Annotated in this window: 18 protein-coding genes; 15 read left to right on the top strand and 3 right to left on the bottom strand. The window is 56.8% G+C overall.

What is annotated here, in order from left to right:
- Nucleotides 1-119: 119 nt before the first annotated feature.
- Nucleotides 120-1,472: a molecular chaperone gene (yegD, locus tag ES815_RS02120; RefSeq protein ID WP_142486394.1), complete on the bottom strand. Its 1,353-nt coding sequence runs from the start codon at nucleotides 1,470-1,472 to the stop codon at nucleotides 120-122.
- A gap of 133 nt (nucleotides 1,473-1,605) precedes the next feature.
- On the opposite strand from yegD, the gene alkA reads away from it, so the two are divergent.
- Entirely contained in the window at nucleotides 1,606-2,469 is an 864-nt protein-coding gene (alkA, locus tag ES815_RS02115) for a DNA-3-methyladenine glycosylase 2 (RefSeq protein ID WP_142486393.1), read from the top strand.
- On the opposite strand, the gene ES815_RS02110 is transcribed toward alkA, so the two are convergent.
- Nucleotides 2,440-5,769: a diguanylate cyclase gene (locus ES815_RS02110; RefSeq protein WP_142486392.1), complete on the bottom strand. Its 3,330-nt coding sequence runs from the start codon at nucleotides 5,767-5,769 to the stop codon at nucleotides 2,440-2,442. The genes alkA and ES815_RS02110 overlap by 30 nt on opposite strands.
- A gap of 344 nt (nucleotides 5,770-6,113) precedes the next feature.
- Here ES815_RS02110 and udk point away from each other — a divergent pair, with 344 nt between their 5' ends.
- From udk to asmA, 3 genes are all read left to right on the top strand, one after another.
- Nucleotides 6,114-6,755, top strand: a complete 642-nt coding sequence (udk, locus tag ES815_RS02105; RefSeq protein WP_032612454.1) for a uridine kinase — start codon at nucleotides 6,114-6,116, stop codon at nucleotides 6,753-6,755.
- Nucleotides 6,756-6,846: 91 nt separating this feature from the next.
- Nucleotides 6,847-7,428 carry a dCTP deaminase gene (gene dcd / locus ES815_RS02100; protein WP_142486391.1) on the top strand — a complete coding sequence of 194 codons (582 nt, stop codon included), beginning with the start codon at nucleotides 6,847-6,849 and terminating at the stop codon, nucleotides 7,426-7,428.
- Between the two features lie 27 nt (nucleotides 7,429-7,455).
- Nucleotides 7,456-9,309: an outer membrane assembly protein AsmA gene (gene asmA, locus ES815_RS02095; RefSeq protein ID WP_142486390.1), complete on the top strand. Its 1,854-nt coding sequence runs from the start codon at nucleotides 7,456-7,458 to the stop codon at nucleotides 9,307-9,309.
- Nucleotides 9,310-9,355: 46 nt separating this feature from the next.
- Here asmA and ES815_RS02090 read toward each other — a convergent pair whose 3' ends face one another.
- Complete coding sequence (locus ES815_RS02090; protein WP_142486389.1) at nucleotides 9,356-10,939, bottom strand: TerC family protein; 1,584 nt, start codon at nucleotides 10,937-10,939, stop codon at nucleotides 9,356-9,358.
- Between the two features lie 690 nt (nucleotides 10,940-11,629).
- On the opposite strand from ES815_RS02090, the gene ES815_RS02085 reads away from it, so the two are divergent.
- The 11 genes from ES815_RS02085 to ES815_RS02035 are packed head-to-tail and all read left to right on the top strand — an operon-like array spanning nucleotide 11,630 to nucleotide 22,579.
- Nucleotides 11,630-12,766 (top strand): polysaccharide export protein, encoded by a 1,137-nt coding sequence (locus ES815_RS02085; RefSeq protein WP_142486388.1) that lies wholly within the window; start codon nucleotides 11,630-11,632, stop codon nucleotides 12,764-12,766.
- A gap of 5 nt (nucleotides 12,767-12,771) precedes the next feature.
- Nucleotides 12,772-13,215 (top strand): low molecular weight protein-tyrosine-phosphatase Wzb, encoded by a 444-nt coding sequence (gene wzb / locus ES815_RS02080; RefSeq protein ID WP_142486387.1) that lies wholly within the window; start codon nucleotides 12,772-12,774, stop codon nucleotides 13,213-13,215.
- A 2-nt stretch (nucleotides 13,216-13,217) separates the two neighbouring features.
- Nucleotides 13,218-15,380, top strand: coding sequence for a tyrosine-protein kinase Wzc (gene wzc / locus ES815_RS02075; RefSeq protein WP_142486386.1), 2,163 nt, complete (start codon nucleotides 13,218-13,220; stop codon nucleotides 15,378-15,380).
- A gap of 20 nt (nucleotides 15,381-15,400) precedes the next feature.
- The gene (gene wcaA / locus ES815_RS02070; RefSeq protein WP_142486385.1) at nucleotides 15,401-16,240 is read left to right on the top strand and encodes a colanic acid biosynthesis glycosyltransferase WcaA; all 840 of its coding nucleotides are present in this window, start codon (nucleotides 15,401-15,403) and stop codon (nucleotides 16,238-16,240) included.
- Between the two features lie 2 nt (nucleotides 16,241-16,242).
- Nucleotides 16,243-16,731, top strand: a complete 489-nt coding sequence (wcaB, locus tag ES815_RS02065) for a colanic acid biosynthesis acetyltransferase WcaB (RefSeq protein WP_142490002.1) — start codon at nucleotides 16,243-16,245, stop codon at nucleotides 16,729-16,731.
- Entirely contained in the window at nucleotides 16,728-17,945 is a 1,218-nt protein-coding gene (wcaC, locus tag ES815_RS02060) for a colanic acid biosynthesis glycosyltransferase WcaC (RefSeq protein ID WP_142486384.1), read from the top strand. The genes wcaB and wcaC overlap by 4 nt, the downstream gene beginning before the upstream one ends.
- On the top strand, nucleotides 17,920-19,140 hold the full coding sequence (gene wcaD / locus ES815_RS02055; protein ID WP_142486383.1) for a colanic acid polymerase WcaD: 1,221 nt from the start codon (nucleotides 17,920-17,922) through the stop codon (nucleotides 19,138-19,140). Before wcaC ends, wcaD begins: the two co-directional genes overlap by 26 nt.
- An 11-nt stretch (nucleotides 19,141-19,151) precedes the next feature.
- The gene (gene wcaE / locus ES815_RS02050; RefSeq protein ID WP_142486382.1) at nucleotides 19,152-19,898 is read left to right on the top strand and encodes a colanic acid biosynthesis glycosyltransferase WcaE; all 747 of its coding nucleotides are present in this window, start codon (nucleotides 19,152-19,154) and stop codon (nucleotides 19,896-19,898) included.
- Nucleotides 19,899-19,913: 15 nt separating this feature from the next.
- Nucleotides 19,914-20,462, top strand: a complete 549-nt coding sequence (gene wcaF, locus ES815_RS02045) for a colanic acid biosynthesis acetyltransferase WcaF (RefSeq protein WP_142486381.1) — start codon at nucleotides 19,914-19,916, stop codon at nucleotides 20,460-20,462.
- A gap of 27 nt (nucleotides 20,463-20,489) precedes the next feature.
- Nucleotides 20,490-21,611, top strand: a complete 1,122-nt coding sequence (gene gmd / locus ES815_RS02040; RefSeq protein WP_106993498.1) for a GDP-mannose 4,6-dehydratase — start codon at nucleotides 20,490-20,492, stop codon at nucleotides 21,609-21,611.
- A 2-nt stretch (nucleotides 21,612-21,613) separates the two neighbouring features.
- The gene (locus tag ES815_RS02035; RefSeq protein ID WP_142486380.1) at nucleotides 21,614-22,579 is read left to right on the top strand and encodes a GDP-L-fucose synthase family protein; all 966 of its coding nucleotides are present in this window, start codon (nucleotides 21,614-21,616) and stop codon (nucleotides 22,577-22,579) included.
- The last annotated feature ends 2 nt before the right edge of the window (nucleotides 22,580-22,581 follow it).

Here is a 22,581-nt window from a genome sequence, read left to right as displayed (position 1 = left end):
TGGCGCGGGGCGCGGACGGTGCGGTCTGCATGCCGGGTGGCGGCGTTGCCTTACCCGGCCTACGTGTTGGTGCGGATTTTGTAGGCCGGGCAAGCGCAGCGCCGCCCGGCATTTCCACACTAGCTAAAGACCACCTGCGCCCAGCGGGCCAGCCCGGCGGTGACGGAGCCGAAATCATCGCCCCCGGCAATCGGGATGCCCGGCAACTGCTGCGCCAGCGCTTTTTTAATCAGCGGTGAGCGGGCGCTGCCCCCGGTGAGGTAGATCACGTCCGGCTTTTCGTTGCCGTTATCCAGCGCCAGCTGCACCTGTTCCAGAATGCGCTGTAACGGCTGAGCAAGCGCGGCTTCCAGCCCCTGCTGGCTGATGGCGGTCGCCAGCTCGTCGCTGATAAACGGCAGCGTCACGGCGTGCTCTGCGGCCCCGGAGAGCGCAATTTTGCTCTCTTCCGCGCTGCGCACCATCCGGTAGCTCAGGCGCTGGCGCCAGACTTTATGCAGCAGCGCCACTTTGTCGCCGTCCTGGGCGTCGCGCACCAGATCGTTAAGAAAACGCCCGTTGGCGACGCTGTAGAAATCGCTCTGGGCCGGCACGTCGTTGATCGCCACGGCGTTCCACCACGGCAGAATGGGCAGGGCGGTGCCTTTTTCAGTTTGTCCGCCCATGCCGAGCAGCGGCATCAGGCTTTTGAAGGCCAGGGCGATGTCCAGGTCGTTACCGCCGATACGGCAGCCGCTGTGCCCGAGCAGGCTGGTTTCGCGATCGCGACGCTGGCGCCACTGCGGGCCCATCAGCAGCAGCGAGCAGTCGGTGGTCCCGCCGCCGATATCCACCACCAGCACCCGTTTTTCACTACTCAGGGTCGCTTCAAAATCCAGACCGGCGGCAACCGGCTCATACTGGAACACCACGTCGCGGAACCCGGCGCGCTGTGCGGCACGCTCGAGGATCCCCTGCGCCTGCTGGTTCGCCTCATCGCCCCCCAGCCCCTGGAAGTTGATCGGACGACCAATCACCGCCTGGGCGATCTCCTCCGTCAGCTGGGACTGCGCCTGCTGGCGAATATGCAGCATCATGGCGCAGACCAGATCTTCAAACAGCGCCACCTGCTGCGGCTTCAGGCCGCTGGCCCCGAGGAAGGATTTCGGTGACTTAACGAAGTACACCTCCTCCGGATCTTCAACGTAGTGACTCAGTGACGACAGGCCAAACTGCACGCTCCCCGGGGTGACGTCGATGTCTTCCTCGCGGTTAAAGTTGACCGCGCGGCGCAGCAGCGCCTGGGTTTCCGTACCGGTGGCCGGAACCTGGTGATGGCGGTACAGCCACTCGCTTACCGCCTCGCGGGTCGGTGCGCAGAGCATCGACGGCAGCAGCGTGCTGTTGTTTTCCATTTTCAGCAGCTGCGGCTGCCCGTTCTGCATTACCGCAACTGAGCAGTTGGCGGTGCCATAGTCAAATCCGATAAACACTTCAACGTCCCCATGCCATTGAGAAGGGGCGAGACTTTAGCGAAATGTCAGGCTGGCGACAACAGGAATATGAAAGCAAGGCGCAACCCGCCATCTCCGTTTATGCTGAGACAGGACAAAATAAGGAGCGACGATGTTTACCCTGACCTGGCAGCCGCCCTATGACTGGCAATGGATGTTGAAATTTCTTGGCGATCGTGCGGTCGCCGGGATTGAAATCGTGACCGCCACCGACTACACCCGCAGTTTTGCCTGCGAAGGATACCGGGGAGTGATCCACGTGAAGCCGCAACCCAGGGGCACGCTGGAGGTGGTGCTCAGCGACGGACTGTTGCCGATTGCCGATCTCTGCCTGGCGCGCATCACCCGCCTGTTCGATCTGCACTGCGATCCGCAGCAGATCGCCGCTGCGCTGGGCACTCTGGGAGCCGCACGGCCTGGCCTGCGCCTGCCGGGCTCCGTTGATACCTGGGAGCAGGGCGTGCGCGCGATCCTCGGGCAACTGGTCAGCGTGGCGATGGCCGCGAAGCTGACGGCTAAGCTGGTGGCGCTCTGCGGCGAACCCCTGCCTGAGGCACCGGGCTATCGCTGTTTCCCGACGCCTGCCGCGGTGGCGGGTGCCGACCCGCTGGCGTTGAAAGCGCTGGGCATGCCGCTGAAGCGCGCGGAAGCGCTGATTCATCTTGCGCAGTCGGTGGTGGCGGGGGATTTCCCCCAGGAAACCCCGGAGGATATCGACAGCGCGATAAAAGCCCTCCAGACCCGACCGGGGATCGGCCGCTGGACGGCGAACTACTTCGCCCTGCGCGGCTGGCAGGCCAAAGATGTCTTTCTGGCGGATGATTATGCAATTAAACAGCGCTTTGCCGGGATGACCCCGGCGCAAATACGCCGCTATGCCGAACGCTGGCAGCCGTGGCGTTCGTACGCCCTGCTGCACATCTGGTATACCGACGGCTGGACGCCATCAGTTGATGGCGAAATAAGTGGTATTTAGCAGGAGTTCCAGCGGCTGCGGCTCACCGATTGTATTGCCGAAGATATAGTCAATACCAATGCCGGAAAGGGTATCCATCATGATCGGCTGATTGCTCGGCCCGGCAATGGTCTTAATGCCCAGACGGCGGGCATGGCCCTGAATAATGGTCACCAGCATCTCATCCATCAGATTACCGTGGACGTTAATCACCAGCTCCGGATCGAGGAGCAGATAATCGGCCATCTGCGCGCTCAGGTGGTTGAACACCTCCATATCGCGGCCCACGTGGCTCAGGATAATCTGGCATCCGGCCTGGCGCAGCTTGTCCAGGTTGTTGCGGCTGTGCTCATCCTCCAGCGTCAGCACGCTGACGTGCACCACCAGATGCAGCAGACGCGGCTGTAGCGGGCTGGCGCTCAGCATCTCCAGCAGTTCATCTACCAGCGTGGCGCTGGCGAGACCGGCCATCGACAGCGGCAGGGCGACCCCGGTGCCTTTGCTGGTCAGTGGCGTGGCGAAATTGCGGAAAAACTCCTGCAAAATACGTCTGTCGAGGGCGTGTACCAGCTCAGGCTCTGCCAGCCCGGCCCGGAAGGCTTGCTCTTCCAGCATCTCGCCGTCGTTGGTCCACAGTCGCAGGGCCAGCATCCAGAAGGTGCTGCTTTCAGGGATCCGCGGCGACGCGACGCTGCGGGCGATCATCAACAGATGGTTGTCTTTGATCATGTGCCACTGTTCGTCGAGCGAGATGGTGCCCGGCGCGTCAAGCATCCGTTCCTGCTGCGGTTCATACACCGTCACCACGCCGCGACCGTTGTTTTTCGAGGAGTAGCAGGCGATATCGGCCTGCGACATCACCTCTGAGGCCTGATTGTTGCGCTCGTCGATCTGGGTGATCCCGGCGCTGGCGCCAATCCGGTGCAGGCGGCCCTCCCACATAAAGTGATACTCGTTGATAGCGTCAATGATGCGACCGGCAATGTAGCGCGCGCTTTCGGTATTGCAGTCCGGCAGCAGCAGGCCGAACTCATCCCCGCCGAGGCGCGCCAGCATGTCGGTGGAGCGCAGCATACTGAGCATCAGCGACGACAGCTCCCGGAGCAGCGCATCCCCCGCCGCGTGGCCTGCCGTGTCGTTGACCGCCTTAAAGCGGTCGAGATCGATAAACACCAGCGCATGACGCTGACGGGTATCCTGCACGGTGTGTAACATCCGCTTGAGATAGGCTTCAAAGCTGACGCGGTTCGCCAGGTGGGTAAGGGCATCGTGAGAGGCGTTATAGCTTAGCTCGCGCAGCATTTTGCGCGACTCGGTGACGTCCTGAATGACCAGCACCGAGCCAATGTTTTGCCCGTCGAGGGTGCTCAGCGGGGTAATGCTGTAGTGGATGTCGTAGCTGCCGCCGTTGCGGCTGTGCAGCACCACATCCTGTTCAATATCCGTCCGGGACATATCCCCGCTATGAATATTCTCCATCAGCGGGCCGTTATCCCCGAAGGTAATATGCAGCACCGAGAGGATCGGTTGCCCCAGCGCATCCTGCTGCAGCCAGCCGCTCATTTTCTCCGCCACCGGGTTCATAAAAGTGACGTTCATATTCACATCGGTACAGAGCACCGCTTCACCGATAGAGTCGAGGGTAATATGCAGACGCTCTTTTTCCTGGAACAGCGCCTCATTCAGCTCTTTGACCTCGGTCATATCCATATTGATGCCGAGCAGGCGTTCCACTTCCCCCTGCTTATTGAGAACCCGGTTCGCCAGGGCGCGGATATGGCGAATGCCATCCTTCACCCGGATGCGGAACTCCAGCTTGAACGGAATGCGGGCTGCCAGCGAATCACGTACCACCTGTTCTGCCAGGGCGCGATCTTCCGGCAGCATGCACTCGTGCCACAGCTGCCAGGTAGGTTTGACGTGCGCTGGCACTTCGTACATCTCGAACATGCGTTTGTCCCAGCTGATGACGTTAGGTTTAACGTCCCACTCCCAGATGCCGATACCGCCCGCTTCGTTGGCCAGGGTAATACGCTCCATCAGGCGCTTATTGACCCATTCGGTATGCTTGAGATCGTTAATGTCTTCGATCTGGGCGATAAAATAGAGTGGCGTGCCGTCGGCGTGACGCACCAGCGACACCGCCAGCAGCGCCCAGACCACCTCACCGTTACGGGTGTAATAGCGTTTCTCCAGCGAGTAACTGTTGATTTCGCCGTTCAACAGCTGCTCAAGCTGCTCCAGATCGCTTTCAAGATCTTCCGGCCAGGTTAATTGCTGGAAGTTAAGGGAGCGCAGCTCTGACTGGCTGTAGCCGAGGAACTGACACAGCGCCTTGTTGGCCTGTAGCCATTGGCCGTCGGTGCTGACCAGCGCCATGCCGATAACGGAATATTCCATCGCATTACGGAAACGCTCTTCGCTCTCGGTGATGTGCTTACGCTCTGCGCGAAACGCATACATCACCATGGTCATGATGTTAGCGGGGAGCAGCATCATCAGGAACGGCAGCCAGGGGGCGTTGATCATCGCGCTGGCATATTGTGTCGCCAGCGGGGTGGGGTTTTTGGCGATCATCAACGACACCATCATCACCGTGACCAGGAAGACCAGGAAGGCTTCCAGGCGCGGCAGCCGCACGGCGCTCCACATCAGCAGAACGATAATAGCCGTAAACGGCCACGGCAGAAACTGCAGGGAGATCCAGCTCAGAACCAGCGTTACCGCCATGGTCAGCAGGGTTTCAAACAATAACCGCGGATTGCGGTGACGCAGAAGATAGTGCGGCTTGAACAGCAGGCCTAAAGGCACCAGCGCCAGCGAGCCGATGGACTCCGACAGCACCCAGACCAGAAAACTGCGCAGCGGCTCGTCGCCCGGCACCAGCAGATAAATCAGCACCCCGCCCAGCAGGGGAGGGAGCACGGCGCTGCCGATCGCCAGACGGATCCAGTCGGCCAGATTCTGCAGCGGATTGTAGCTGGGCAGCAGTTTACGCAGCAGCAAGGCCCCAACGAAGGCCTCCGCGATGTTAACGCCGGCATACCAGAAGTTGATCGACGCCCAGGAGAAGATCAGCCAGGACGCCAGAATGTTACCGAGGGTGCAGGCGAAGGCGATCCCGGGCCACATCTTCCCGGCGTGGCGGTAAAACGCCACCATCATAATGGAGGTCGGGAACCATAAAGGTGCCAGAAATGTTCCGAAACGGGTTAGTTCGAGCGAGAAAAGAGTGAAGATGAAGGTAACCAGACCAAGACTGACAAGCCGTAGTAAAGGATGTGGCGTAGTTACCAAAACGCGCTGGTATTTTTTATTCATTACCGCTTTATCCGAAGACGCCATGCCGCCAGGAGCCAACTCCGGACGAGTTCATTTTCTAATTTGGATCATGCTAGTACAAACAATTTACAATTAATATGGTATGTGCTCATAATTTGACATCACAGAGTTATTAAATACTTATCCTGCAAAAATTTCACCTTTGACGCTGGAAAAGTAACCGGGAAAATTTACCAGAGGGACGATCGACACGGACTTTGAACGCGTCTCGCATAACATTTCTATTCGACTGGTATCAGGCCCGTGAAATCCCTATAATTGCCGCGTTTGACGCTCAGGCGTCGTCCTTCCTTACATCCAGGTTACTCAGGTCGCAAAAATTTATGACTGATAAGTCTCATCAGTGCGTCATTATAGGCATCGCCGGCGCATCGGCTTCAGGTAAAAGTCTCATTGCCAGCACACTTTACCGTGAATTACGTGAACAGGTCGGTGATGAGCACATCGGTGTCATTCCAGAAGACAGCTATTACAAAGATCAAAGCCATCTGTCGATGGAAGAGCGTGTTAAGACCAATTATGACCATCCAAGCGCGATGGATCACAGCCTGTTATTCCAGCACCTCCAGGCCCTGAAGAACGGCACCGCCATTGAGCTGCCGGTCTATAGCTATGTCGAACACACCCGTCTGCAGGAAACCGTGCGCATCGCCCCGAAAAAGGTCATCATCCTCGAAGGGATCCTGCTGCTGACCGACGCCCGTCTGCGCGAGTCGATGAATTTTTCGATTTTTGTCGATACGCCGCTGGATATCTGCCTGATGCGCCGCATCAAACGCGACGTGAACGAACGCGGCCGCTCCATGGATTCGGTGATGGCGCAGTACCAGAAAACGGTACGCCCAATGTTCCTGCAGTTCATTGAGCCCTCCAAACAGTATGCCGATATCATCGTGCCGCGCGGGGGTAAAAACCGCATTGCCATTGATATCCTGAAAGCGAAAATCAGCCAGTTTTTTGAATAACACGCGCGAATTGTGTACCGTTCAAAGATAATCGGGTTCGCCCTCCGGCTTTATTGGCCTGAGGGCGCGATGCACGAAAGGAGAAAGTGGCATGCGTCTATGTGACCGAGATATTGAAGCCTGGCTGGACGAAGGCCGTCTGACCATCACCCCGCGCCCGCCGGTCGAGCGGATTAACGGCGTCACTGTTGATGTGCGTCTGGGGAATAAGTTTCGTACCTTCAGCGGACATACTGCGCCCTTTATCGACCTCAGCGGGCCGAAAGATGAAGTCAGCGCCGCGCTCGATCGGGTGATGAGTGATGAAATCGTGCTGGACGACGGCGACGCGTTTTACCTGCACCCGGGTGAACTGGCGCTGGCGGTCACTTTTGAGTCCATCACCCTGCCGGCGGATCTGGTGGGCTGGCTCGACGGCCGTTCCTCTCTGGCGCGTCTGGGGCTGATGGTGCACGTCACCGCGCACCGTATCGATCCAGGCTGGTCCGGACGGATTGTGCTGGAGTTTTTCAACGCCGGTAAACTGCCGCTGGCGCTGCGCCCGGGCATGATGATCGGCGCGTTGAGTTTTGAGCCGTTAACCGGCCCGGCGGCACGTCCGTATAACGCCCGTCAGGACGCCAAATATCGCGACCAGCAGGGTGCGGTCGCCAGTCGTATTGATAAAGATTGAGCTTAAACCCGGTCCATTGAGGAAGCCATGAGAAGAGTTCTGACAACGCTGATGATTTTGCTGGTGGTGCTGGTTGCTGGCCTGTCAGCGTTGGTTCTGCTGGTCAACCCCAATGACTTTCGCGCCTACATGGTGCGTCAGGTCGAGGCGCGCAGCGGTTACGCTCTGAAGCTGGAGGGGCCGCTGCGCTGGCACGTCTGGCCGCAGCTCAGCATCCTGTCCGGGCGTATGTCGCTGACCGCACCGGGGGCGACAGTGCCGTTGGTTGCCGCCGACAACATGCGCCTCGACGTGGCGTTGATGCCGCTCTTTTCGCATCAGCTACAGGTCAATCAGGTGATGCTCAAAGGGGCAGTGATCCAGCTGACCCCGCAGTCTGAAGCGGTACGTAATGCCGATGCGCCGGTGGCTCCGCGTGAAAACACGCTCCCGGATAAAGCGGATGATGCCGGCTGGTCATTCGATATTGGCCGCCTGAAGGTGGCAGACAGCCTGCTGGTATTTCAGCATGAGGGTGACGAGCAGGTCACGGTGCGCAATATCAACCTGCATATGGAGCAGGATGAACATCACAAAGGCAAGATTGACTTTAGCGGCCGCGTTAACCGCAATCAGCGCGATCTGACCCTCTCCTTTGCAGCAAATGTCAACGCCTCTGATTATCCCCACCTGCTCAGCGCCGACATTCAGCAGCTGAGCTGGCAACTGACCGGTGTTGATCTGCCTGCGCAGGGCATCAGCGGGCAGGGTACGCTGCAGGCGCAGTGGCGCGAAGAGCAGAAGCAGCTTGAGCTTAACCAGCTCAGCTTACAGGCCAATGACAGCGCGCTCACCGGACAGGCGAGCGTGATTCTGGGCAAGGAACCGCAGTGGAACATGAACCTGCAGTTCGACAAGCTCAATCTTGAAAACCTCCTTCCGGCGCAGGCCGCCGCAGCCGCCGACGGCGAGGTGGTACAGCAGGGGCAAACTCAGGCTAAACCGCAGCGCCCGGTGATCGCCTCCAGTCTGGAGCAGCCCGATTACAACGGCCTGCGCGGTTTTAGCGCCGATATTCTGCTGAAAGCCAATACCGTTCACTGGCGAGGGATGGATTTTACCCAGGTCTCCAGCCAGATGAGCAACAAAAACGGTCTTCTGACCATTGCTGAACTGAGCGGTAAGCTGGGGGAAGGGCATATCTCCTTACCCGGTACGCTCGATGTGCGTAAAGCCGTTGCCCGGTCGATGTTCCAGCCGCGTCTGGACAACATTGAGATCGGCACCATCCTGAAGGCCTTTAACTACCCGATTTCGCTGACCGGTAGCCTGACCATGGCGGGTGATTTCTCGGGCAGCAAGATTGACGCCGACGCCTTCCGTCACCACTGGCAGGGTCAGGCCCATCTGGAAATGCAGAATACCCGGATGGAAGGGCTTAACTTCCAGCAGCTGGTGCAGCAGGCCGTAGAACGCAGCAGCAATGTGAAGGTGAAAGAGAACGTCGATAACGCGACCCGTCTGGATAGCTTTGTCACCGATCTGAGCCTCGATGAAGGTCAGGTGACGCTGGATGATATGCAGGGCGCCTCGCCAATGCTGACCCTCGAAGGTAACGGCACCCTGGATCTGATCAAGGAGACGGCCGACACCCGCTTCAAAATCCGTGTGCTGGAGGGCTGGCTGGGTGAAGGTAAGCTTATCGATTTCCTCAAAACGACGCCGATCCCCCTGAACGTCTATGGCAACTGGCAGGCGCTGAACTACAGCCTGCAGGTGGATCAGCTGCTGCGTAAACATCTTCAGGATGAGGCGAAACGCCGTCTGAGCGGTTGGGCGGATAAGAATAAAGATTCGCAGAACGGCAAAGATGTGAAGAAGTTACTGGAGAAGCTTCAGTAAGCGCTCATTTCTCTCACACCCCGCCCCGGAAGGCGGGGTGAAAGTATCACAACTCGTAATCCACATCATCCTGCGTCATTAGCGGGATCAGCTGCACCTTCTGCACCCGGTGGTTTTCCACCTCAAGCGTTTTCAGCGCATAATCCCCCACCTGAACCTCTTCGCCCGGCTGCGGGATCCGCTGCAGGTACTCCATCAACAGACCGGCAATGGTGTGATATTCCCGCTTATCGTCCAGCGGCAGCGGCACATACTGGACCAGATCTTCCAGCGGCATATGGCCGTTGGCAGTCCAGCTGCCGTCAGCATTCTTCTGAATATCGTGCCGGGCGTCGATCTCCTCCACTTCGTTCGGCAGGTTCCCGGCGATGGTTTCCATCACGTCGCTGAGGGTCACGAGCCCCTCTACGGAACCAAACTCATCCACCACGAAGGCGAAATGGGTGCGCGCATTACGGAACTGCTCCAGCGCCTGCAGCAGCGGCAGCATCTCCGGGAACACCAGCGGCTGACGGATCAGAACCCGCAGGTTAAGCGGCTCGCCGCGCAGCTGCTGATTGAGCAGGTCGATAACGTGTACCACCCCCAGTAGCTCCTCTTCCTTTTCGCCACCTGTAACCACGATGCGGGTGTGCTGGTTTTTATCCAGCAGCGCACGAATGCTGCTCTCGGGTGTGTTGAGGTCGATATGCTCAATATCGTGGCGCGAGGTCATGATGCTGCTGACTGAGCGCTGATTAAGGTGCAGCACCCGCTCAATCATCCGCCGCTCCTGCGGGGCAAAGATCGGGCTGTCGTCGTGGTCGGCCAGCAGCGAGGCGGCCTGCGCGTCCAGTTCGGCATCCTCTTTTTTACCGCTCAGCAGACGAATAACCGTGTCGGCGGTACGCTGGCGCAGCGTCTGATTAGCGGAGAGGAAGCGGCGGCGGTTGAAGATTGCCAGCTGGTTCAGGGCCTCGATAATCACCGAGAAGCCAATCGCGGCATACAGATATCCTTTCGGAATATGGAAGCCAAAACCGTCGGCCACCAGGCTAAAGCCGATCATCAGCAGGAAGCTGAGACATAAAATCACAATCGTCGGATGGTCATTCACAAAGCGCGTGAGCGCCTTGCTGGCCATCACCATCAGCGCAATGGCGATAATTACCGCAGCCATCATCACCGCCAGGTGATCGACCATTCCCACGGCGGTGATCACCGAATCCAGTGAGAAAACGGCGTCCAGCACCACGATTTGCGCTACCACGGCCCAGAATTTGGCTCCGCGCCGCTGGGTGGGGTTCTCGCTGTCCTTGCCTTCCAGCCTTTCGTTGAGTTCGACGGTGGCTTTGAAAATCAGGAAAAAACCACCAAACAGCATGATCAGATCGCGGGCGCTAAAGCCAAAACCGTGGACGGTAAACAGCGGGCGGGTGAGGGTCACCAGCCAGGAGATAGAGGCCAACAGCAGCAGGCGCATCACCATCGCCATTAACAGGCCGGTGATGCGGGCGCGGTCGCGCTGAGCAGGGGGCAGTTTTTCGGCGAGAATAGCGATAAAGACCAGGTTATCGATACCGAGCACGAGTTCCAGCACCACCAGGGTGACCAGACCGGCCCATATTGATGGATCTGCTATCCATTCCATAGTGTGAGTAATACCTTTCGTTATATGACAATTGTCACATTTCGATCATGGATACTGCGCCTGAAAAATGCAATGCCAGCCGGGCATTTATCTGCATAGATTTTCCTGAATCATGGGGGAAATAAACCCCGCACTCTGTAGGTTAATATTGTGAATAGTCTGTATTCTCGCAAAATAAGAAATATCGCAGGCCGAGATGGCTATCGAATAAAGTCAATATAAAGCTATTCCTAAAAATGCAGAAATGTCGGCGTTAATATTAATCTTAAAAGCCACGCCTTCGTTGATGTTTCCTTGCCTGCTATTCCGTTAGCTGCAACAATTCTTTCAGCATCAAATTGCGCTGCTTCCTGATGCTATTTCTGTGTCGGTTTAATGACGTGAAAAACTTATATCGGGTTCGGAATTTTCCTGCCTTTTATATTTTTCCGTTATGCCATATCAAAGAGGGTGTTTATCCCTAACTTACTGTTTATGCAGTGGATTGGTAACTGAAAGCCAAGGGCGGTAGCGTGCCTGAAGGCGTGATGATCAGCCTCGATTATTCTGTCAATAGCCTTAAGGTGAATAAGCTTCTTTTAGGACTGATGCCAGTTATATTTCTCTTTTATTAACTGCATGCTAAAACTAATACGCCTTTAGCTTATTTAAACGCACAGGGTAATTACCTGCCAAAGTGATAAATAATCAATGATGAAATCCAAAATGAAATTGATGCCATTATTGGTATCTGTGACCTTGATGAGTGGTTGTACCATCTTCCCCGGCAGCAATATCTCAACTTCCGGTAAGGATGTGATTAAACAGCAGGATGCTGATTTTGATATCAACCGCATGGTGAATGTTTATCCAATGACTCCGCAGCTGGTTGAACAATTACGCCCTCGCCCGGTCGTGGCGCGACCTAACGACAGCCTCGACCAGGAGATCGCCAACTACCAGTACCGCGTCGGGCCCGGGGATGTCATTAACGTCACCGTCTGGGATCACCCGGAGCTGACCACCCCGGCGGGGCAGTATCGTAGCTCCAGCGATACCGGCAACTGGGTTCAGGCGGATGGCACCATGTTCTATCCCTATGTCGGCAAACTTCGCGTGGCGGGCAAAACGCTCGCGCAGATCCGTAGTGATATTACCGGCCGTTTAGCGCAATACATCGCTGACCCGCAGGTGGACGTTAATATCGCCGCGTTCCGTTCGCAGAAAGTTTATGTCTCCGGCCAGGTGAATAAATCCGGCCAGCAGCCGATCACCAACGTGCCGCTGACGGTGCTTGACGCCATTAACGCCGCGGGCGGGCTCACCGATGGCGCCGACTGGCGCAACGTGGTGCTGACCCATAAGGGCAAAGAGGAGCGTATCTCCCTACAGGCGCTGATGCAGAACGGCGATCTGAGCCAGAACCGTCTGCTCTATCCGAGCGATATCCTGTTTGTGCCGCGCAATGACGACCTGAAAGTGTTCGTGATGGGTGAAGTGAAGAAACAGAGCACTCTCAAGATGGACTTGAGCGGTATGACCCTGACCGAAGCGCTCGGCAACGCGGAAGGGCTGGATATGAGCACCTCCGACGCCAGCGGTATCTTCGTGATCCGTCCGATTACAGGAAACGCTGGGAAGGGCAAGATCGCCAACGTCTACCAGCTGGATATGTCTGATGCCACCTCGCTGGTGATGGCAACCGGGTTCCGCCTGCAGCCGTATGACGTGGTCTACGTCACCACCGCGCCGATAACGCGCTGGAACCGTGTGATGAACCAGCTGATGCCGACCATCAACAATATCCATACCATGACCGACACGGTACATCAGTACCACAACTGGTGATGACGATGTTTAACAAAATTCTGGTGGTTTGTGTGGGGAATATTTGCCGTTCCCCCACCGCTGAGCGGCTTTTGAAACAGTACCAGCCACAGCTGACCGTCGCGTCAGCCGGGCTGGGGGCACTGGTAGGTAAAGGTGCTGACGAGCGCGCAAGTCAGGTCGCGGCAGAGCATCAGCTTTCGCTCGACGGGCATTGCGCCCGTCAGGTGTCAGCCAGCCTGTGCCGTGACTATGACCTGATCCTCGCCATGGAAAAACGCCACATCCACGCCCTGTGCGATATCGCACCGGAGATGCGCGGCAAGGTGATGCTCTTTGGTCACTGGGATAACGAGCGTGAGATCCCCGATCCGTATCGCAAAAGCCATGAAGCGTTTGAGGCGGTTTACACCTTACTCGACCAGTCTGCCCGCCAGTGGGCACAGGCACTGAACGTTCAGCAGGGATAATAATGACAGCAAACGTAAAACCTTCTGCCGCCCCGAGCGCGGGCAGTGATGAAATTGATATTGGTCGTCTGATCGGCACCGTGGTTGAGGCGCGCTGGTGGGTGATAGGGATCACCGCGGTGTTTGCCGTTGCGGCGGTGATTTACACCCTCTTTGCCACCCCGATCTACAGCGCCGACGCGCTGGTGCAAATTGAGCAGAACAGCGGCAGTTCGCTGGTGCAGGACATTGGTTCGGCGCTGGCGAACAAGCCGCCCGCCTCGCAGGCGGAAATCGAGCTGATTCAGTCCCGCCTGGTGTTGGGTAAAACCGTGGACGATCTGGATCTCGATATCGGCGTCAGCAAAAACACCTTCCCGGTGTTTGGCGCAGGCTGGGATCGGCTGATGGGCCGTCAGAACGATACCGTCAAAGTGACCACCTTTACGCTGCCAGCCGGGGGGGCCAGCCAGGTCTTCACCCTCGAGGTGCTGGGCAAAGATCAGTATCAGCTCACCAGCGACGCCGGGTTTAGCGCCCGCGGCAAGGTGGGTGAAATGTTGACGAAAGACGGCGTGAGCATGATGGTCAGCGCCATTCATGCCGAGAGCGGCAGCGAATTTACCGTCAGCAAATTCTCAATGCTGGGGATGATCAATAACCTGCAGGGCAACCTGACGGTCACCGAAACCGGGAAAGATACCGGGGTGCTGAGGCTGAACTTTACCGGGGAAGACAAGGATAAGATCCGCGACATTCTCAACAGCATCACCCGCAACTACCAGGCACAAAACGTGAAGCGCAAGTCGGAAGAGGCGTCAAAAAGTCTCGACTTCCTTGCCAAACAGCTCCCGGAGGTGCGCGGTCATCTGGATGAGGCCGAGAACAAGCTCAACGCCTTCCGCCAGGATAAAGATTCCGTCGACCTGCCGCTGGAGGCGAAGTCGGTGCTGGATTCGATGGTCAATATCGACGCCCAGCTCAACGAGCTGACCTTTAAAGAGGCGGAAATTTCCAAACTCTACACCAAACGCCACCCTGCCTACCGCACGCTGCTGGAAAAACGCCAGACGCTGGAAGAGGAAAAGGCGAAACTCAACGGTCGCGTCACCGCGATGCCAAAAACCCAGCAGGAGATCCTGCGTCTGACCCGCGACGTGGAGTCCGGCCAGCAGGTTTATATGCAGCTGCTGAACAAACAGCAGGAGCTAAAGATCACCGAAGCGAGCACCGTTGGCGACGTGCGGATTGTCGATCCGGCCATCACCCAGCCCGGCGTGCTGAAGCCGAAGAAAGCGCTGATTATTCTCGGCAGCATCATTCTCGGCCTGATGCTCTCTATCGTTGGGGTCCTGCTGCGCTCCCTGTTTAACCGTGGGATCGAAAGCCCGCAGGTGCTGGAAGAGCACGGCATCAATGTCTACGCCAGCATCCCGCTGTCGGAATGGCAGAAAACCCGTGACAACGTCAAAACCACGAACGGGGTTAAACGTTACAAACAGAGCCAGCTGCTGGCGGTGGGTAACCCGACGGATCTGGCCATCGAAGCCATTCGTAGTCTGCGCACCAGCCTGCACTTCGCCATGATGCAGGCCAGCAACAATGTGCTGATGCTCTCGGGGGTCAGCCCGTCGATCGGTAAAACCTTCGTCTGCGCCAACCTGGCGGCGGTGGTCAGTCAGACCAACAAGCGTGTGCTGTTGATCGACTGCGATATGCGTAAGGGCTACACCCACGAACTGCTGGGCACCAACAACGTAAACGGGCTGTCGGATATCCTGCTTGGCAAGGGGGATATCAGCCAGTGTGCGAAACCGACCTCCATCCCTAACTTTGACCTTGTCTCTCGCGGGCAGGTGCCGCCGAACCCGTCGGAACTGCTGATGAGCGAGCGTTTCACCCAGCTGGTGAAGTGGGGCAGCGAGAATTATGACCTGGTGCTGATCGATACCCCGCCAATCCTGGCGGTGACCGATGCGGCGATTGTTGGTCGCCACGCGGGTACCACTCTGATGGTGGCGCGTTATGCGGTGAACACCCTGAAAGAGGTCGAGACCAGCCTCAGCCGCTTTGAGCAGAACGGCATTGCGGTGAAAGGGGTGATCCTCAACTCCATCTTCCGCCGCGCTACCGGGTATCAGGATTACGGATATTACGAGTACGAATATAAATCGGACAGCAAGTAATGAGCCATTCGGGGAATACCATGACACCACGCCCTTTGATTTCTATTTATATGCCGACATGGAACCGTCAGCAGCTGGCGATCCGTGCGATAAAGTCGGTATTGCGCCAGGATTACGACCACTGGGAATTGATCATCGTTGACGACTGCTCCTCCTCCTGGGAACAGCTGCAGCAGTTTGTCACTGACCTCAACGATCCGCGCGTAGTCTATACCCACAACGCCATCAACTCTGGCGCCTGTGCGGTACGCAATCAGGCGATCCTACAGGCCAACGGCCAGTACCTGACCGGCATTGACGATGACGACGAGTGGACGCCGAACCGGCTCTCGACCTTCCTGGCGCATCAGCACCATCTGGTGACCCATGCGTTCCTCTATGCCAACGACTATGTCTGCGAAGGGGAGGTCTACTCCCAGCCCGCCAGCCTGCCGCTCTACCCGAAATCGCCATACTCGCGCCAGCTGTTCTACAAGCGCAACATCATCGGCAATCAGGTCTTTACCTGGGCATGGCGCTTTAAGGAGTGCCTGTTCGATACCGAACTGAAGGCCGCCCAGGACTACGACATCTTCCTGCGGATGGTGATGGAGTATGGCGAGCCCTGGAAGGTGGACGAGGCGACGCAGATCCTGCACATCAACCACGGGGAGATGCAGATCACCTCCTCGCCGAAAAAGTTCTCCGGCTACTTCCACTTCTACCGCAAGCACCGGGACAAGTTCGACCGCGCCAGCCGTAAGTATCAGCTGTTTACCCTGTATCAGATCCGCAACAAGCGCATGAACTGGCGCACGCTGCTGACGCTGATCTCGGTGCGTAACGGCAAGCGCCTGGCTGACGGACTGCGGGGGAAATAATGGTGCTGGAAGATTGTCGCGCAAACAGCTGGAGCCTGCGCCCCTGCTGCATGGTGCTGGCCTACCGGGTGGCACATTTCTGCTCCGTCTGGCGCAAAAAGAACGTCCTCAACAATCTGTGGGCGGCCCCGGTGCTGGTGCTCTACCGCATCATCACCGAGTGCTTCTTCGGCTACGAAATCCAGGCCGCGGCCACCATCGGACGGCGCTTTACCATTCACCACGGCTATGCCGTGGTGATCAATAAGTTCGTGGTCGCCGGGGATGATTTTACCATCCGTCACGGCGTAACCCTCGGCAACCGCGGCCCGGACAGCCTGGCCTGCCCGGTGATCGGCAATAACGTTGAGCTGGGCGCCAACGTGGTGATGATCGGCGATATCACCGTGGGCAATAACGTTACCGTGGGTGCGGGAAGCGTGGTGCTCGACAGCATCCCGGACAACGCGCTGGTGGTGGGTGAGAAGGCCCGGGTGAAGGTGATCAAATGAATATTCTGCAATTTAACGTGCGTCTCGCCGAGGGCGGGGCGGCAGGGGTGGCGCTGGATCTGCACCAGCGCGCGCTGCAAAAAGGGCTCCAGTCGCGCTTTATCTACGGCTACGGCAAGGGCGGCAAGAAGAGCGTCAGCCACGACCGCTACCCGCAGGTGGTGAAACACACCCCGCGGCTGACCTCGGTGGCGAATATTGCGCTGTTCCGTCTGTTTAACCGCGATCTTTTCGGCAACCTTAACAACCTGTATCGCACCGTGACCCGCACGCCGGGCCCGGTAGTGCTGCATTTCCACGTGCTGCACAGCTACTGGTTGAAGCTGGAGGAGGTGGTGGCCTTCTGTCAAAAGGTGCAGGCGCACAAGCCCGATACCACCTTCGTCTGGACCCTGCACGATCACTGGAGCGTCACCGGTCGCTGCGCCTTTACCGACGGCTGCGAAGGCTGGAAAGACAATTGCCAGAAGTGCCCGACGCTCGGCAACTATCCCCCGGTGAAGGTGGATCGCGCCCACCAGCTGGTGGCGGGTAAACGCCAGCTGTTCCGCGACATGCTGGCGCTCGGCTGCCAGTTTATCTCCCCCAGCCAGCATGTGGCCGACGCCTTTAACAGCCTGTACGGGGCAGGGCGCTGCCGGATCATCAATAACGGTATTGACGTGGCGACGGAAGCCATTCTGGCGGAGCTGACGCCGGTCGCCGTCACGCCGAGCAAACCGAAAATCGCGGTGGTGGCCCACGACCTGCGCTACGACGGCAAAACCAACCAGCAGCTGGTGCGCCAGATCATGGCCCTTGGCGATAAGGTCGAACTGCACACCTTCGGCAAGTTTTCGCCCTTTGACGGCGCCAACGTGATCAACCACGGCTTCGAAACCGACAAGCGCAAGCTGATGAGCGCCCTGAACGGTATGGACGCGCTGGTGTTCAGTTCCCGGGTTGATAACTACCCGCTGATCCTGTGCGAGGCGCTTTCCATCGGGGTGCCGGTGATCGCTACCCACAGTGACGCCGCCCGGGAAGTGCTGGAGAAATCAGGGGGCAAAACCTTCAGTGAAAACGAGGTGCTGCCGCTGGTGCAGCTGTCGAAGGCGGAGATCGCCCAGGCGGTTTTTGGCACTGACCTGGAATCGTTCCGCACCCGCAGCCGCCAGGCCTACAGTGGACAACAGATGCTGGAGGAGTATGTCTCGTTCTATCAGAATCTGTAGCTATCTGCTGCTGCCGCTGATCTACCTGCTGGTCAACGTCAAAATTGCCCAGCTGGGTGAGAGCTTCCCCATCACCATCGTCACTTTTTTACCGCTGCTGCTGTTGCTGTTTGTCGACAAGATCAGCGTGAAAAAGTTGATGATTGCGCTGGGATTGGGCGTCGGGCTGACGGCCTTTAACTACATCTTTGGTCAGTCGCTGGACGCCAGCAAATATGTCACCTCTACCATGCTGTTCGTCTATATCGTGATCATTATCGGGATGGTGTGGAGTATTCGTTTTAAAACTATCTCGCCGCACAATTATCGGAAGATCCTCAGGTTCTTTTATCTGGTCATCGGCATCATTGTTATGATAGCGGCGCTGGAGATGGCGCAAATTATTTTGACGGGCGGCAGTAGCCTGATGGAAATAATTTCGAAATATCTTATTTACAGTAATAGCTATGTACTGAATTTCATTAAATTTGGCGGCAAGCGTACCACGGCACTCTATTTCGAACCGGCATTCTTCGCTCTGGCGTTAATCTCAATTTGGCTCAGCATCAAACAGTTTGGTATCAAAACGCCCAAGAGCGATGCTATGATTCTTGCAGGAATAGTCCTGTCTGGATCGTTCTCCGGGGTAATGACCTTTATTCTTTTTTACCTCCTGGAGTGGGCGTTCCAGTATCTGAATAAAGAGGCCATCAAGAAAAAGTTACCTTTGGCGATCATTTCATTGTCAGTGTTTCTGGTCGGGGTGGTATTCGCCTTCCCGTATATTTCCGAGCGTCTGGGTGATTTAGGAACCGAAGGATCGTCATCCTATTACCGTATTATCGGTCCACTGGTGATGGTGGGTTACTCTTTAACCCATATTGATGGCGTTGTCAGATTTGGCTCACTTTATGAATATGTCGCATCATTCGGAATCTTTAACGGTGCGGATGTCGGAAAAACCATAGACAATGGCTTGTATCTGCTGATTATTTATTTTTCCTGGTTCGCAGTGTTATTAACGGCGTGGTATCTGTTCAAAGTTTTCAAAATGACGATCAGCGCCTTTGGTGATAATCAGAATTTTCGCGTACAGCTTTATCTTTTTACGCCGGTGTCGCTGTTTTTTACCGGGTCAATATTTAGCCCGGAGTACGCATTCTTAATTGTTTGCCCGTTTATTTTGCGCAAGGCGCTTAATATTACGCATTCATAACGAGGTGGTTTATGTTACTCAGCGTTATTACTGTTGCCTTCCGTAACCTTGACGGCGTGGTAAAAACCTGGCGGTCGCTGCGCAATCTGGCCCGCGATCCCAGCCTCAGCTTTGAATGGATTGTGGTGGATGGCGGTTCGAACGACGGCACGGCGGAGTTTCTCGAAAAACTGAACGGGGAGTTCAACTTACGTTACGTCAGCGAGAAGGACCGCGGTATCTACGATGCGATGAATAAAGGCATCGATATGGCCCAGGGGCGCTACGCTATCTTCCTCAACTCCGGCGATATTTTTCATGACGACGTGGCGCAGTTTGTACGCCAGCTCAACCGGGTGCAGGGTAACGCCATGGTCATGGGCGACGCCTTACTCGATTTTGGCGACGGCAATAAAGTCCGCAGGGCAGCGAAGCCGGGCTGGTATATTTACCACAGCCTGCCGGCCAGCCATCAGGCGATTTTCTTTCCCCTGAGTGGATTAAAAACGTACCCCTACGATCTGCAGTATCGCGTCTCGTCAGATTACGCCCTGACCGCCAGAATGTATAAAGCCGGTTATCCGTTTAAACGACTGCCGGGCCTGGTCTCTGAATTTTCGATGGGCGGGGTGTCAACCTCGAATAATCTTGAATTATGCCAGGATGCAAAAAAAGTGCAGCGCCAGATATTGCGCATGCCGGGCGTGCTCGCGGAATTATCTTATTTATTACGTCTGAAAACGACGGGTAAAACTAAAGCCTTATATAACAAAGCCTGAATATAAGGAAACACAATGCAGGAATTAAGTGGCTTCTCTGTGCCAAAAGGTTTTCGTGGCGCAGGCGGTATTAAGGTGCAGTTATGGTGGGCGGTGCAGGCAACGTTATTTGCCTGGTCACCACAAATAATGTACCGCTGGCGCGCCTTTTTATTACGCCTGTTTGGCGCAAAAATCGGAAAAAACGCAGTGATTCGACCGTCGGTAAAAATTACCTACCCGTGGAAATTAACCTTAGGGGATAACGCCTGGGTGGGCGACGACGCGGTGTTATATACGCTGGGTGATATTTCGATTGGTGCCAATTCGGTGGTATCGCAGAAGTGTTATCTCTGTACCGGCAGTCACGATTATATGAGTCAACATTTTGATATTAATGCGCAGCCCATCACCCTGGGTGAGAAATGCTGGCTGGCGACCGACGTTTTTGTCGCGCCCGGCGTTTCCATCGGCGATGGCACCGTTGTGGGTGCGCGCAGCAGTGTTTTTAAATCGCTACCGGCAAATAAGCTTTGCCGTGGCAATCCCGCAGTGGCGATACGCGAACGCGTTGAAACTAAATAACTTCTGATAAGTCTGGAGAAAATAAACATGTCTAAAGTCGCTCTCATCACCGGCGTTACCGGACAGGATGGTTCTTATCTGGCGGAACTCCTGCTGGAAAAAGGCTACGAAGTGCACGGAATCAAACGTCGTGCCTCCTCGTTTAACACCGAGCGCGTGGATCATATCTACCAGGATCCGCATGCAGCAAACCCGAAATTCCACCTGCACTACGGTGACCTGACCGACAGCTCCAACCTGACCCGTATTTTGCAGGAAGTGCAGCCGGATGAGGTCTACAACCTGGGCGCGATGAGCCACGTAGCGGTCTCCTTCGAATCCCCGGAATACACCGCCGACGTGGATGCGATGGGTACCCTGCGTCTGCTGGAAGCCATTCGCTTCCTTGGTCTGGAGAAGAAAACCCGTTTCTACCAGGCGTCCACCTCCGAGCTGTATGGCCTGGTGCAGGAGATCCCGCAAAAAGAGACGACCCCGTTCTACCCGCGCTCGCCGTATGCTGTGGCTAAAATGTACGCCTACTGGATCACCGTGAACTACCGTGAGTCCTACGGCATCTACGCCTGTAACGGCATTCTGTTCAACCACGAATCCCCGCGCCGCGGCGAAACCTTCGTCACCCGTAAGATCACCCGCGCTATCGCCAACATTGCCCAGGGTCTGGAATCCTGCCTGCACCTCGGCAACATGGACTCCCTGCGTGACTGGGGCCATGCCAAAGACTACGTGAAAATGCAGTGGATGATGCTGCAGCAGGAAAAACCAGAAGACTTCGTTATCGCCACCGGCGTGCAGTACTCCGTACGTCAGTTCGTTGAGATGGCGGCAGCCCAGCTGGGTATCAAACTGCGCTTTGAAGGCACCGGCGTGGAAGAGAAAGGTATCGTCGTTTCCGTCACCGGCCATGACGCACCGGGCGTGAAGCCGGGCGATGTGATTGTCCAGGTTGACCCGCGCTACTTCCGTCCTGCTGAAGTGGAAACCCTGCTCGGCGACCCAAGCAAAGCGCATGAAAAACTGGGCTGGAAGCCGGAAATCACCCTCCAGGAGATGGTGTCAGAGATGGTGGCCCACGATCTTGAAGCGGCGAAGAAACACTCCCTGCTCAAGTCCCATGGCTACGAGGTTGCCATCGCGCTGGAGTCCTGAGTATGAGCAAACAACGAATTTTTGTTGCCGGTCATCGCGGGATGGTGGGTTCCGCAATTGTCCGCCAGCTGGAACAGCGCGGCAACGTTGAACTGGTGCTGCGCAACCGTGATGAACTGAACCTGCTGGATGCGGGCGCGGTACAGGCCTTCTTTGCCGAACAGCGTATCGATCAGGTCTATCTGGCGGCGGCAAAAGTGGGCGGTATTGTTGCAAACAATACCTATCCGGCGGACTTCATCTACGAAAACATGATGATCGAGAGCAACATCATTCACGCTGCGCATCTGCATAACGTGAACAAGCTGCTGTTCCTCGGATCCTCCTGTATCTATCCGAAGATGGCGAAACAGCCGATCGCCGAGAGCGAGCTGCTGCAGGGCACCCTTGAAGCCACCAACGAGCCCTACGCCATCGCCAAGATTGCCGGGATCAAGCTGTGCGAGTCCTATAACCGCCAGTACGGTCGCGACTATCGCTCGGTGATGCCGACCAACCTGTACGGCCCGAACGATAACTTCCACCCGAGCAACTCGCACGTGATCCCGGCGCTGCTGCGTCGTTTTCACGAGGCGACCGTCAGCAACGCGCCGGAAGTGGTGGTGTGGGGCAGCGGCACGCCGATGCGCGAGTTCCTGCACGTGGATGATATGGCTGCCGCCAGCATTCACGTGATGGAGCTGGCCCGCGAGGTGTGGCAGGAGAACACCGAGCCGATGCTGTCGCACATCAACGTCGGCACCGGGGTGGACTGCACCATTCGCGAGCTGGCCGAGACCATCGCTCAGGTGGTGGGATACAAGGGGCGCGTGGCCTTCGATGCCAGCAAACCCGACGGCACGCCGCGCAAGCTGCTGGATGTGACTCGTCTGCATCAGCTGGGCTGGTTCCATGAGGTGACGCTGGCCGCAGGGCTGGCCAGCACTTACCAGTGGTTCCTGGAAAACCAGCAGCGCTTCCGGGGGTAGAT

It is taken from the genome of Leclercia adecarboxylata, assembly GCF_006874705.1.
GTDB lineage: Bacteria > Pseudomonadota > Gammaproteobacteria > Enterobacterales > Enterobacteriaceae > Enterobacter > Enterobacter adecarboxylatus_C.
The sequence above is the reverse complement of the archived record's forward strand: the minus strand, read 5'-3'. Positions and strand labels throughout refer to the sequence as shown.

What these genes read in the sequence shown, in the direction of transcription:
- alkA (WP_142486393.1), top strand. Translation starts at nt 1,606, where the DNA reads ATGTTTACCCTGACCTGGCAGCCGCCCTATGACTGGCAATGGATGTTG.
- ES815_RS02110 (WP_142486392.1), bottom strand. Translation starts at nt 5,769, where the DNA reads ATGAATAAAAAATACCAGCGCGTTTTGGTAACTACGCCACATCCTTTA.
- udk (WP_032612454.1), top strand. Translation starts at nt 6,114, where the DNA reads ATGACTGATAAGTCTCATCAGTGCGTCATTATAGGCATCGCCGGCGCA.
- dcd (WP_142486391.1), top strand. Translation starts at nt 6,847, where the DNA reads ATGCGTCTATGTGACCGAGATATTGAAGCCTGGCTGGACGAAGGCCGT.
- asmA (WP_142486390.1), top strand. Translation starts at nt 7,456, where the DNA reads ATGAGAAGAGTTCTGACAACGCTGATGATTTTGCTGGTGGTGCTGGTT.
- ES815_RS02090 (WP_142486389.1), bottom strand. Translation starts at nt 10,939, where the DNA reads ATGGAATGGATAGCAGATCCATCAATATGGGCCGGTCTGGTCACCCTG.
- ES815_RS02085 (WP_142486388.1), top strand. Translation starts at nt 11,630, where the DNA reads ATGATGAAATCCAAAATGAAATTGATGCCATTATTGGTATCTGTGACC.
- wzb (WP_142486387.1), top strand. Translation starts at nt 12,772, where the DNA reads ATGTTTAACAAAATTCTGGTGGTTTGTGTGGGGAATATTTGCCGTTCC.
- wzc (WP_142486386.1), top strand. Translation starts at nt 13,218, where the DNA reads ATGACAGCAAACGTAAAACCTTCTGCCGCCCCGAGCGCGGGCAGTGAT.
- wcaA (WP_142486385.1), top strand. Translation starts at nt 15,401, where the DNA reads ATGACACCACGCCCTTTGATTTCTATTTATATGCCGACATGGAACCGT.
- wcaC (WP_142486384.1), top strand. Translation starts at nt 16,728, where the DNA reads ATGAATATTCTGCAATTTAACGTGCGTCTCGCCGAGGGCGGGGCGGCA.
- wcaD (WP_142486383.1), top strand. Translation starts at nt 17,920, where the DNA reads ATGTCTCGTTCTATCAGAATCTGTAGCTATCTGCTGCTGCCGCTGATC.
- wcaE (WP_142486382.1), top strand. Translation starts at nt 19,152, where the DNA reads ATGTTACTCAGCGTTATTACTGTTGCCTTCCGTAACCTTGACGGCGTG.
- wcaF (WP_142486381.1), top strand. Translation starts at nt 19,914, where the DNA reads ATGCAGGAATTAAGTGGCTTCTCTGTGCCAAAAGGTTTTCGTGGCGCA.
- gmd (WP_106993498.1), top strand. Translation starts at nt 20,490, where the DNA reads ATGTCTAAAGTCGCTCTCATCACCGGCGTTACCGGACAGGATGGTTCT.
- ES815_RS02035 (WP_142486380.1), top strand. Translation starts at nt 21,614, where the DNA reads ATGAGCAAACAACGAATTTTTGTTGCCGGTCATCGCGGGATGGTGGGT.